The following is a 10,889-nucleotide window of genomic DNA, read 5'->3' as shown; positions in this document are numbered from 1 at the left end:
TGTGAAAATAGCGGTTTAGGCACCACAGTCCATTACTGGCTTCCCTAAGATGTGATTGATAAATATGTTCTTTCCGGTGGGGCTAGCGCAGTTGCAATTCCGCCTGTGTCATCCGGTCAGTTACAGTTTTCCTTTTTACCGAGTAAGTCACGCGGAGCCTGCCCTTATGATAATCCAAACCTTGCTTGTTATTGAGCCATAAATGCAAGTTTCTTTGCTGGTTGGGCGCGTATACAGCCATTCCCCTTGCCATAGCAACCAGGGTAGCCTTACCCTGGGGTGAAATGTAGTCAACAGTAACATCCCCGTATACCGAGGCATTTCCTGTGCGGTTAAATACCATGCTAAGCTGTGGCGCTTCCGGCCTGGCCGAGTCCAGGGAAAGATCAGACAACCGGACACTGGCCGTGGTCTCACCAACGCGGATGATCACCGGGATGCTAAGACCAAAAACAGGGGTCAGTTTAACCGATATGCCGTTGCTGTCTGTCAGTGTAATGGGTTCGCCGAGCGGCTTTTCATTGGGTACCGCACGGAAGTACAGGTGCGAACGGTATTCACCCGTGGTTAGCTGGCTGGACCTGGTAAGCTGCACTTTTACTACCTGTGCTTCGTTGGGGCCAAGGACTACACTCCTGGGGAAGAAACGAAGGTGTTTGCTAGCAAACTGCTGACCGGAGTCGGGCTCGCTGATCTTGTCAAAAGTACCGTCCTTGTTCATCCTGATCTCAATAAGAGATATCACATATCTGGCGGTGTCTTTACCAGAGTTTGCGAGGTTCAGTTCTTCGGTTCTTTTCTGGCCATCAAATATTACCCGCATAGGCGTTACCAGCAGGTTACCCTGCGCAAGTGCGGGTAATGGTGTGCCTAGGAGCATTGCAATTAAAACAGGAAAAAGAAACGGGAATAATACATACGTGGAAAAGGATAGTGGTAATAGTAGTTTCATGGATCGCGGGTTTATTAAGGTGCACTCAGAAAAGCCCCTCCTGCTTTTGTTACAGGAGGGACCGGATGCCTAGCGTAATTTGCTTCCTATAAAAGCGCCGTTTAATCGTAGTTAACGGTCACATCAAAAGGTGTTGCTGAAACATACACCCCAGGCGGCTGTGCAGCGCCTACATTCAGGGTTGCCCCAACATTCAATGTTTGTGTACCGCCCGTTAGGGTGCCGGTGCCTGAGGGATCGCTTGTAAAATCACTTACGGTCATCGTATTGGCAGCACTGGTGATCGTAAGCGCAGTTGATGGCAAAGTAATGGCGTAGGTGTAGCCATCAGTGCCTGTAACAGTAAAGGATGCAGCGGTCACTGTTCCTGTAGTAGTAGGAAGGGTAACGCCGCCGGTAGCCGTTCGCACTCCTGCGGGAGTAAGCACCGCCGTGCCCCCGGTGGCTGATTGCACGGCTACATTACCGAAATCCATATCAACATCCTTGGTAATGCTGATAGGCGTCACAATAGTGGCTGTAGCAGTAGCAGAGGCTGTTTCCTGCCCATATGCTGCAGGGCCCGCCAGTGCCAAAGCCGTGACGAAAAATAGTTGCTTTCTTTTCATTTTTTCTTTTTTTTTAATGAGGGAATATTTATCTGCATGTTTTTTTTCGGAAATACGCTTTGGTATCAGAAAAAATTACTTAATGGAAAGCGCGCTGTGGTGGATGTTTGTTCAGGTTTTTCATAAGGGTCTTCTTTTGGGTTATTTAGTCAATAACACATGACATGATAGGATGCGGACGATAGGACAGTTGAAAATGGTTATCTATGAAAATGGTTATCTAATTATTGCCTTATATTTTTTAACAGTATGACAACGCCTTCTACACTCCGGGTTATTCATAAGAAACAAGGCGATCTGAGCCAGATAGATAGGTTCCTGTTTCTGAAGCTAATACAGGTTGCTACTTTTTATAAAGATAGAAAAAATAATGTATAATCCCAGGATAAACTTGTTTGCTTAATAGTTGCGATGAAGAAACCTGCGGGATCACCTCTTGGGAAGTCAGAAAAAACTGATTTGTTCCATTTTTTTTTGCTTGTTAAATTATTGGTTTTTTGATAGACAAGAAGAACAACAGCATTTATCCCCGGCAGTTTGCTGACATGGAACTGCCCAATTATTTGTTGTCTTCCATAATGAATTTTTTTAAAAAAAATATATATATGCAGTTAAATAACTGCATATATATTTGCAGTCAAATAGCTGCATAAATGGAAACACGTAGAGATGTTTTTCAGGCGATAGCCGATCCCACACGAAGGGCAATTTTAGCATTGGTAGCTTTACAGGCAATGACACCGGGTGCTATTGCTGAAAACTTTAATTCAAAAAGGCAAACGATTTCAAAGCACATCCAGATCCTGACCGAATGCGAACTCTTGCACCAAACCCAGTCCGGCAGGGAATTATATTATCAGTTTAATCCTGTAAAAATGAAAGAAATCGCAGATTGGATAGCGCCCTACAGGAAAATGTGGGAAGATAGATTGACAACAATGGAGGGTTTACTCAGTGAAATGCAAACGAAAAAATCAAAATCAAAAAAATAGTTTTCTAACAATTTAAAATCCAACAAAATGACAAAACCAATGTATCCATGCTTGTGGTTTGATGGTCAGGCCAGAGAAGCAGCAGATTTTTATTGCGCCATTTTTCCCAATTCAAAAGTGATCAACGATACTGGCATGGTAGTAAATTTTGAATTGGACGGACAATTTTTTATGGGCTTAAACGGGGGCGACAACTTCAGATTTAATGAAGCCGTTTCTTTTGTTATTCCCTGTAAAGACCAGAAAGAGATTGATTATTATTGGAACAAACTCATCGCAGAGGGCGGCAAGGAAGGTAACTGTGGCTGGTGCAAAGACAAATTTGGATTATCATGGCAGGTTGTACCAACTATCCTGGGCGAGTTAATGTCAAATCCTGAAAACAGCCAAAGAGTAATGCAAGCCTTTATGAAAATGAAAAAATTTGACATTGAAGCCCTGAAAAATGCGCAGGATTAAAAAAAGAATTAAGTCATTTATGAAAGCGCATTTTCTTAAATCATATCTTATAAAAAATGGCCAAGCAAATTGAAGTAACCAAAACATTTAATGTGCCGGTTGAAATGGTCTGGAAGCTCTGGACGGATCCTGAATTGGTGAAACGTTGGTGGGGACCCAAACATTTTATATCGCCGGTTGCAAAAATTGATTTCCGTATCGGTGGAAAATCGCTTGTAAGCATGCAGGCGCCAAAGGAAATGGGCGGACAGGAATTTTATTCTATTTGGGAATATATAAAAATTATGCCCTTACAAACCATCGAGTTTATCCAAAGTTTATCGGACGATACAGGTCGTAAAATTGACCCCACAGAAGTAGGCATGCCTTCCGACTTTCCCCGGGATATTAAAACGGTCGTAATTTTCAAAGCGATTGAAAAAAATAAAACGGAAATGACCATTACCGAATTTGCCGAATTTGGCAGCATCAGCAACTTTGCACAAATTGGTTTGGAACAAAGTGTAGAAAAAATGGCGGCTATTTTTAGCTAAACAGGAGATTACGGAAGAATAGACCAATCTATTCCATACTTTTTTGAACAATTGGTTGTTGGAAAGTCTGCTTTTTGATGAATTTAATTATCAGTAAGGAACCATTTTAGTTTTACTAAAAAAAATAAAGCATGAAAGTATTCAAGGCGGTGGTCTACACAGATGGAAGTTGTCATACACAACTCAGAACGGGCGCCTGGGTAGCTATTTTGCTGATAGCAGCGGAAAAAATAATATTGTCGGAAACAGTAACTGATACCACACATAACCGGATGGAACTAACGGCTGTCATAGCGGCCATACAACATGTACTGCTGCATTATCCGGAGGTTAGGCATATACAGGTATTTTCAGACAGCCAGTATGTGATCAATCTGCCTGACCGTGAAGCGAAGCTAAAGGCACGGTATTTCATCACTGAAAAAGGGAATGAATTACAGAACGTTGAGTTGGTGAAAACATTCTTACAGTTGCTGACCTGTATCTCTGTGGAATTTGTGAAGATAAAAGCGCATCAGAAAAAAGGTGAGACCATGAATTATAATATAGAAGCAGATATGTTATCGCGGAAACTGGTGCGCGAAGCAAACAGGAGATAAGCCGTGGGCCTGCTTACAGGCCACGCGGCTTACACCAGGATAGCCCTTATTTAAAGATCTCCTTAATAGGTTTTCCGATCCATACCTGCGGAATCTTAAGTCCGAATAAACTGGCAATAGTGGCTGCCGTATCAAATGTCATAATACTGCTCTCTACTTCATGGTTTTCCCGGATACCCGGCCCCTTCACGATCCAGGGGATCTCCATTTCATTCATGGATATGGAACCATGCCCCTTGTTGATGCCTCCATGATCAGCGGTAAAAATCACTACCGTGTTCTTTTCCATTCCTGCTTCCCGGATGCTTTGCAGAATTTCTCCCACATGCGCATCTGTCCGTTCTACGGCTGCGTAATAGGCAGGAGTGCCATGCCCTACATTATGGCCTACACTGTCTACATCATGAAAGTGGATAAACAGAAAGTCAGGCTTTGCCTGTTTTATATAGGCTGTGGCGGCAGCACTTACAGCGACATCTCCATCGCAGTTCTGGTCTTTGTTCACCGCTGCTTTGGGGAAAAGATAACCGATGCCTTCCCATTCGTAGATCACGCCAATTTCACTGTGAGGTTTGGCTTTTCTCAAAAGACTGTAAACGCTGGGGAACATGTTGTATTCATCCAGTACACGTGCTGGTAAGTCTGGCTTTTTACTGCCCCAGGTGGTATAACCATGTAATTCAGGTCCTGCCCCCATTACCATTGAGGCCCAATTGGGAGCACTGGAGGAAGGTAACACGGTTCTGGCATGTAAGCTCCAGGATCCTTGCTGCATCAGCCCCCTGAGTACCGGCACTTTAGCTTGCCGGAAAGCATAAGCGCCAAATCCATCTGTGCCTATTAAAATAATATGTTGAGGTTTTTTTTGTGCCTGTGCATGCTGGATATAGAGTAAAGCGCACAATAGCATTATTGTTTTACTGATTCGAAGAAGATACATCTGCCGTATTTTCTTCAAATATATTTATTTTAAGGAAATAAAGTTTCCTTAAAATAAATATATTTGAAGAAATTATTTCCGGAGTTCGCCAAAGAAGTACATCACCAGCAACCTGCAGGTGATACTTTGCTGGTTAATGGGGACATGCGCGATACTACCATCAAAAAACAAGGCATCGCCTTCAGACAGATCAAATGTTTTATCTTCCAGCTGGTACTGTAAGGGTCCATTGAGTACATACACAAACTCATAGGCTGCGGTGGTTACCTGTGGACGCTGAGAGCCCGGACTTAAAGTGAGCAATGAAATTTGAAAGGCACCGCCTTCAAAGGTGGATTCCAATATCGACTGGTACTGATATCCAATGGCGCTTTCCTCCTTTTCATAAGTGGAGAAACCATTTTTTGGCAGGTACAGGTATCCGGGAAAGTCACTCTCAGCACTAAGTTCAGAAAAGAAAAATTCTGGTGTAATACCAAGCTTCTGTATAATCGTAAATAGAGTAGGGATGGTTGGCAACATACGCCCATTCTCGATTTTGGACAACAATGCCGACTTTATACCGGTAACGCCGGAGAGATCCAGTAATTTAAGGCCTTTTTCCTTGCGGTACTTTCTGATGAGCCCTCCGATTCTGTGGTAAACCAACTGTCCGCTACTAACTGATTCCTGGTCCATGAACGTAATGATTTATGAAAGTAAAATGCGATATACCAACGAATGTGAAATTTAATTTGGTCTAAGGAAATAAAATTCCTGAACGGACAAAAAACGAAAGTTAGATAATTCTTCATTAAGTCCGTTTAAATTGTAAGGAGTGCTTAAACCTATTCCGATGAGTAGACTTCTAAACAAACGCCTGTTATTATCTGTATTTAATATGACAAAAATTTCTGCCTGTGATATTTTTTCAGTGAAATTCGTTAATTTAAATAACCGTTCCCTTCTAAGGATCATCATACTTTATTAAGCAAATACGTAGGCTATAAGAGAAATATCTATGAAAAGATTTTTTCTATCTGCAATTGCTATAATAGTGTTTGCAGGATTAATGAGGTGTAATAGTAGATTCAGACGTCCGTCTCATGCTGCAGAGGATTCCCTGGCCATGAGTAACAATACCCCACCGGACTCTTTACCCGAACCTGGCGCCACCAAATCAGTTACTAATTTCAGTAATGTAATCGGATGGAAGAATGGAGCAAAGCCCACGGCTCCTCCAGGCTTTGTAGTCACCAAATTTGCTGATGGATTAAAGAATCCCAGATGGATCTATGTAGCCCCCAATGGCGATATTTTTGTATCCGAATCGCATGCGATCAAAAGATTTACCCAGGAAGTGATCAATGCCGTTAGTGGCAAAGCCAACTCTGAAAATAACAATATCACGGCTAACCGCATTACTATGTTCCGCGACACCAATAACGACGGGGTTCCGGACGAAAAGCATGTTTTCCTGGAAAACCTGAACCAGCCAATGGGTATGCTGATACTGAATGATTTTTTCTACGTTGCCAACACAGATGGGCTAATGCAATATCCATATAAGACTGGGATGACAGAGATGACATCCGCAGGTAAAAAGATCCTGGAACTTCCTGCCGGAGGCTATAATAACCATTGGGCAAGGAACATCATCAGGAATGAAGCCGGTACCAAGATTTTTATTTCAGTAGGCTCTGGTACCAATGCCGGTGAGCATGGAATAGAGGTAGAAAAGAACAGGGCCGGTATCCTGGAAGTGAATCCGGATGGTTCCGGTATGAGAGTGTATGCAAGCGGATTACGTAACCCGGTAGGTATGGACTGGGCGCCCGATACGCACACATTATGGACAGTGGTAAATGAACGTGACCAACTGGGAGATGAGCTGGTACCGGACTACTTCACCAGTGTGAAAGACGGCGCATTCTATGGCTGGCCTTATTCCTATTTTGGCCAACATGAAGATCCCGGTTTTAAAGGCAAGGCGCCTGAACTGGTGAAATCGGCCGTCGTACCAGACTTTGCATTAATAGCCCATACAGCTTCGCTTGGATTGGTATTCTATCGTGATACCGTTTTTCCGGAGAAGTACAGGAACGGGGCATTTATAGGTCAGCATGGGTCCTGGAACCGCACATTTTTATCCGGCTATAAAGTTATTTATGTGCCCTTCCGTGATGGTAAACCCGCTGGTAAAGCAGAAGATTTCCTGACAGGTTTTATTGCAGATGAAGGAAAAAGTGAGGTGCATGGCCGGCCGGTCGGTGTAACTGTTGCGAAAGATGGTGCATTGCTGGTAGCGGATGATGCTTCCAATACGATTTGGCGGGTATCTGTAAAATAGCCGCCATCTATCACGGTGTTGGAGGTAAGATCCGGCAGGTTGGAAGTCAGCACAACGGTCGGCCATGGTGGTACCCGGTAGCGCAAAATGGATATAATCTGTTGCGGCCGTGCCATTCTGATTGGCCTGGAGGATGGCCTGCCGTAGGGTACCCGGACCATCATCGTTTCTGGAGGTAACCATAAAAGTAGCGGTGCACAAGGAATTAACAGCATGCAGGAAAATATACAGTAGCAATAAACATCTGAACGGGAGCATACGTATAGGTACGGGTTGTGGTAATAAGAGCACAAAATACAATAAAATAATCTACTGCATGTTAGTTGTTACCCGCCTTTAGGCCCCTGCAGATCTTCCGCACAAATAAACCGACCTATTCGGCTCTCCCGTGATATTTTTACATGCCAACAAAATTAAATGTATTAATTTCACATCACCTATAACCCTGTGCCAATTATGAAAATGTATTTTCCCTGGCTGCCAATTTTGTCCCGTATCTGTATTTCTTTCCTGACCTGTTGCCTTTTTTTCGCCATAACAGCGAATGCACAATCACTTGTATTTGATCCGGCTCCACAAAGTGAGAGCAAGCTTAAAAGCCTGGAGCAGCAGTTTGAAGCACATTACAAGGCATCTCTCGAACAACTACCGGCAAAAAACAAAAAGGAATATGTTTCCCTTTACGGACAACGCTGGGAAAATATTAAATCCAAACTCGACAAAAAAGAGATTTATACCGCTGCCTTTGCACAGCAATACCTGGACGACCTGGTACAGGTCATCGTGAAAGCCAATCCATTGCTGCAACAACACCCTATACATTGCTATTTCTCCAGATCGGGGGTGCCCAATGCCAGTTACATCGGGGAAGGCATCATCCTTTTTAATATGGGACTGTTTAACGAGCTGGAAAACGAGAGCCAGGTTGCCTTTGTACTTTGTCATGAGTTGGCCCACTACTACCTGCAACACAGTGAAAACGGTATTGCACGGTATGTGAACACCATGAACGGAAAAGATATGCAAGTGGAGCTACGCAAAATCAAAGCATCAGAATTTAAGAAGCGGGAACAGCTGGAAAAACTGGTGAGGGGGATTACTTTCAACAGCCGCAGACATAGCAGGGATCATGAAGCAGAAGCCGATTCTATGGGACTTGTATTTATGCAACATACCCGTTTCAGCCTGGAAGGGGCACTCACCGCGCTTACCTTACTCGATACAATAGATGTGGACACCATGGATACGGCGGCACAATTGGAACAACTGTTCAATGCCAAAGACTACCCATTCCGGAAAAGATGGATTGCTAAAAAAGAAGGCCTGCTGGGCGGTCATGCAAAACTCGAGCAAGACAAGGAACCCGGGGATTCACTTAAAACACATCCGGACTGTAAACTGCGTATCAAACTGCTGGCACCATATGTGAAGGCCAATCAAAATGATAACAGGGTATTGAATATAACAGACAAAATGAAGTTCGACTCCCTGCGGCATGCTTTTAAATACGAGGTGATCGTGTACGCTTATGAAAATGATAACTATACAAGAAGTCTGTACTATACCCTTTCCATGTTGCAGGAATCGCCCGGCGATCCTTACCTGGTAACACAGGTAGGGAAGATATTAAACAGTTGCTATGATGCCCAGAAATCACATACACTGGGAAAGCGCGCTGAGCTACCTTCTCCAGGTAACCCGGCCAACTACAATGTGTTGTTGCAGATGATACAAAACCTGTACCTGGAGGAGTTTCCGGCTATCAGCTTTCATTATCTTACGCCATTCTATTCACAACTAAATTCCTATACCGCCTTTGTGCGGGAATACAATAAAGCAAAACAATTAATCCAATAATAAAAAGTCCTAATTCCTAAACCTTGAAATGATGTTCAGAAAAATGCTGACAGCCTCGCTGTTCTTTTGTATGTGTATGTACCTTGTACAGGCACAGGGTAAATTATCCATAGATAATGTGTATTCAACGTATCTCCGCAATAGTGGTACTATCATGGAGAACAACCAAATTAAAGGTTATTTCTTTTTTTACAGAAGCGATAAAATAGATAGAAAGACCAATGAATATACCTTACAGATACTGGATGAGAATCTTAATAAAGTACAGGATATTAAATTCCAGGACGGCAAAAATGTAAACCTGCTGGAAGCCGCCTATAACGGCAGCAGCTTATCTTTTCTTTTCAGGACGTAAAAGAAAGAAAGCTGACCATGAAAGTATACTCCCTGGAAGGGAAATTGCTCCACACCTATAACAATGAGTACACCCGTAAAACAGAAGAGTTGATGCAGATCTATTTGACCCTGCATACAGATGAAGGTACTAATCAGAATGTATTTGATGTTGGTACCAAAGGATATGTTTCTGTGATGCCGGTGCGAGACGGTAAAGACCGTACCTATGAAGTAGATTTTTTTGGCTCCGAGAAGAAAAAATTCTGGAAATATATACCATCGGATGATGAAAGCCGTTTTGCGTTTGCTGAATACCTGGGTAATACCGACAGCCTGATCATTCTACAGGTGATGAAAAGAAAACGTTTGATGAGTCAGAAAATCAGTTCACATATAGTGGGTATCAACTTTGTTACCAAGAAAAAGATATTTGACCTTGATGGAGATGAAGATGAATTTCTGTTATTGCCGGCCAGTATCCGCAAGGAGAAAAGCAGTGGCAATTTTATAATAGCCGGCACCTATTTCGCCAAAGACGCCAATGTAGGCAAAGATGCAAGTAAAGGGCTGGCGATCTATGTAATGAACACCAAAGGGGAGGTACTCTCTAAAGCATACAATAGCTGGGAGAAAGATTTTTCAAAATACCTCCATACCAGCAGTAAAGGTAAAATTGATAACGTAGGCTACCTGTTTATTCATAACATGATCCAGGCCGCCAATGGTAAATTGTATGTAGTAGGGGAAGGGTATAAACGGCAGGCGAGTGCAGGCGGTATTGCATTAAAAGTATTAAGCACCGCAGCAGGAGCCAGTAGTAGCGTAGGTGCCACCAAAATAGTAGTGACGGATATGGTGGTCATGACCTTCGACGAAAAATTCAAGGTAACAGATGCCAAAATCTATGACAAAACCAACAATACCGCCACGAATAATGCTATCAGCGATTTCATGAGCCAACACCTGATTGCCATGTACCTGAAAGGTATTGGTGCTTTTGATTATGATTTTACCACAGGAGATGAGGATAATGATAATTTCTCTTTCTGCTTCAGTGATTACGTAAGAGACGCCGATTACAAAGGCCAGACCTTTAATACGATCCGTTTTAACGGTACCAAATTTACACAGGACAAAATGCAGATGAAGTCAAAGGCCAGCAAGCTGAAAATTTTTCCGGCAAAATCAGGCTCTGTGATGATCCTGGAATATTTCAAGAAAGATAAACGGATAGATATCCGCCTGGAAAAGATCAGCTAAATATCGACTGATAAATAAGGAGGG

12 protein-coding genes are annotated in these 10,889 nt (G+C 43.0%); 8 read left to right on the top strand and 4 right to left on the bottom strand.

What is annotated here, in order from left to right; genetic code table 11:
* Positions 1-82: 82 nt before the first annotated feature.
* Entirely contained in the window at positions 83-952 is an 870-nt protein-coding gene (locus ABQ275_RS12010) for a hypothetical protein (RefSeq protein WP_349318551.1), read from the bottom strand.
* 101 nt (positions 953-1,053) lie between these two features.
* The gene (locus ABQ275_RS12005; RefSeq protein WP_349318550.1) at positions 1,054-1,560 is read right to left on the bottom strand and encodes a DUF4402 domain-containing protein; all 507 of its coding nucleotides are present in this window, start codon (positions 1,558-1,560) and stop codon (positions 1,054-1,056) included.
* Between the two features lie 653 nt (positions 1,561-2,213).
* On the opposite strand from ABQ275_RS12005, the gene ABQ275_RS12000 reads away from it, so the two are divergent.
* The 4 genes from ABQ275_RS12000 to ABQ275_RS11985 all read left to right on the top strand — a co-directional run bounded on the left by ABQ275_RS12000 (position 2,214) and on the right by ABQ275_RS11985 (position 4,143).
* Positions 2,214-2,552 (top strand): metalloregulator ArsR/SmtB family transcription factor, encoded by a 339-nt coding sequence (locus ABQ275_RS12000; protein WP_349318549.1) that lies wholly within the window; start codon positions 2,214-2,216, stop codon positions 2,550-2,552.
* A 27-nt stretch (positions 2,553-2,579) separates the two neighbouring features.
* On the top strand, positions 2,580-3,011 hold the full coding sequence (locus tag ABQ275_RS11995; RefSeq protein ID WP_349318548.1) for a VOC family protein: 432 nt from the start codon (positions 2,580-2,582) through the stop codon (positions 3,009-3,011).
* A gap of 56 nt (positions 3,012-3,067) precedes the next feature.
* Complete coding sequence (locus ABQ275_RS11990) at positions 3,068-3,544, top strand: SRPBCC domain-containing protein (RefSeq protein ID WP_349318547.1); 477 nt, start codon at positions 3,068-3,070, stop codon at positions 3,542-3,544.
* A 131-nt stretch (positions 3,545-3,675) separates the two neighbouring features.
* Entirely contained in the window at positions 3,676-4,143 is a 468-nt protein-coding gene (locus tag ABQ275_RS11985) for an RNase H family protein (RefSeq protein ID WP_349318546.1), read from the top strand.
* Between the two features lie 46 nt (positions 4,144-4,189).
* Here ABQ275_RS11985 and ABQ275_RS11980 read toward each other — a convergent pair whose 3' ends face one another.
* The gene (locus ABQ275_RS11980) at positions 4,190-5,083 is read right to left on the bottom strand and encodes an alkaline phosphatase (protein WP_349318545.1); all 894 of its coding nucleotides are present in this window, start codon (positions 5,081-5,083) and stop codon (positions 4,190-4,192) included.
* A 72-nt stretch (positions 5,084-5,155) separates the two neighbouring features.
* The gene (locus tag ABQ275_RS11975) at positions 5,156-5,761 is read right to left on the bottom strand and encodes an XRE family transcriptional regulator (RefSeq protein ID WP_349318544.1); all 606 of its coding nucleotides are present in this window, start codon (positions 5,759-5,761) and stop codon (positions 5,156-5,158) included.
* A 430-nt stretch (positions 5,762-6,191) separates the two neighbouring features.
* On the opposite strand from ABQ275_RS11975, the gene ABQ275_RS11970 reads away from it, so the two are divergent.
* The 4 genes from ABQ275_RS11970 (at position 6,192) to ABQ275_RS11955 (ending at position 10,865) form a co-directional block, all read left to right on the top strand.
* Complete coding sequence (locus ABQ275_RS11970) at positions 6,192-7,412, top strand: sorbosone dehydrogenase family protein (protein WP_349318543.1); 1,221 nt, start codon at positions 6,192-6,194, stop codon at positions 7,410-7,412.
* 456 nt (positions 7,413-7,868) lie between these two features.
* The gene (locus ABQ275_RS11965; RefSeq protein ID WP_349318542.1) at positions 7,869-9,269 is read left to right on the top strand and encodes a M48 family metallopeptidase; all 1,401 of its coding nucleotides are present in this window, start codon (positions 7,869-7,871) and stop codon (positions 9,267-9,269) included.
* A 28-nt stretch (positions 9,270-9,297) separates the two neighbouring features.
* Positions 9,298-9,624 (top strand): DUF6770 family protein, encoded by a 327-nt coding sequence (locus tag ABQ275_RS11960; protein WP_349318541.1) that lies wholly within the window; start codon positions 9,298-9,300, stop codon positions 9,622-9,624.
* A gap of 17 nt (positions 9,625-9,641) precedes the next feature.
* Entirely contained in the window at positions 9,642-10,865 is a 1,224-nt protein-coding gene (locus ABQ275_RS11955; RefSeq protein ID WP_349318540.1) for a DUF6770 family protein, read from the top strand.
* Positions 10,866-10,889: the final 24 nt, after the last annotated feature.

This window comes from Chitinophaga sp. MM2321 (genome assembly GCF_964033635.1).
Lineage (GTDB): Bacteria > Bacteroidota > Bacteroidia > Chitinophagales > Chitinophagaceae > Chitinophaga.
The sequence above is the reverse complement of the archived record's forward strand: the minus strand, read 5'-3'. Positions and strand labels throughout refer to the sequence as shown.

Bases quoted from the DNA above. Each gene is read 5' to 3' on its own strand.
- ABQ275_RS12010 (WP_349318551.1), bottom strand. From the start codon at position 952: ATGAAACTACTATTACCACTATCCTTTTCCACGTATGTATTATTCCCG.
- ABQ275_RS12005 (WP_349318550.1), bottom strand. From the start codon at position 1,560: ATGAAAAGAAAGCAACTATTTTTCGTCACGGCTTTGGCACTGGCGGGC.
- ABQ275_RS12000 (WP_349318549.1), top strand. From the start codon at position 2,214: ATGGAAACACGTAGAGATGTTTTTCAGGCGATAGCCGATCCCACACGA.
- ABQ275_RS11995 (WP_349318548.1), top strand. From the start codon at position 2,580: ATGACAAAACCAATGTATCCATGCTTGTGGTTTGATGGTCAGGCCAGA.
- ABQ275_RS11990 (WP_349318547.1), top strand. From the start codon at position 3,068: ATGGCCAAGCAAATTGAAGTAACCAAAACATTTAATGTGCCGGTTGAA.
- ABQ275_RS11985 (WP_349318546.1), top strand. From the start codon at position 3,676: ATGAAAGTATTCAAGGCGGTGGTCTACACAGATGGAAGTTGTCATACA.
- ABQ275_RS11980 (WP_349318545.1), bottom strand. From the start codon at position 5,083: ATGTATCTTCTTCGAATCAGTAAAACAATAATGCTATTGTGCGCTTTA.
- ABQ275_RS11975 (WP_349318544.1), bottom strand. From the start codon at position 5,761: ATGGACCAGGAATCAGTTAGTAGCGGACAGTTGGTTTACCACAGAATC.
- ABQ275_RS11970 (WP_349318543.1), top strand. From the start codon at position 6,192: ATGAGTAACAATACCCCACCGGACTCTTTACCCGAACCTGGCGCCACC.
- ABQ275_RS11965 (WP_349318542.1), top strand. From the start codon at position 7,869: ATGAAAATGTATTTTCCCTGGCTGCCAATTTTGTCCCGTATCTGTATT.
- ABQ275_RS11960 (WP_349318541.1), top strand. From the start codon at position 9,298: ATGATGTTCAGAAAAATGCTGACAGCCTCGCTGTTCTTTTGTATGTGT.
- ABQ275_RS11955 (WP_349318540.1), top strand. From the start codon at position 9,642: ATGAAAGTATACTCCCTGGAAGGGAAATTGCTCCACACCTATAACAAT.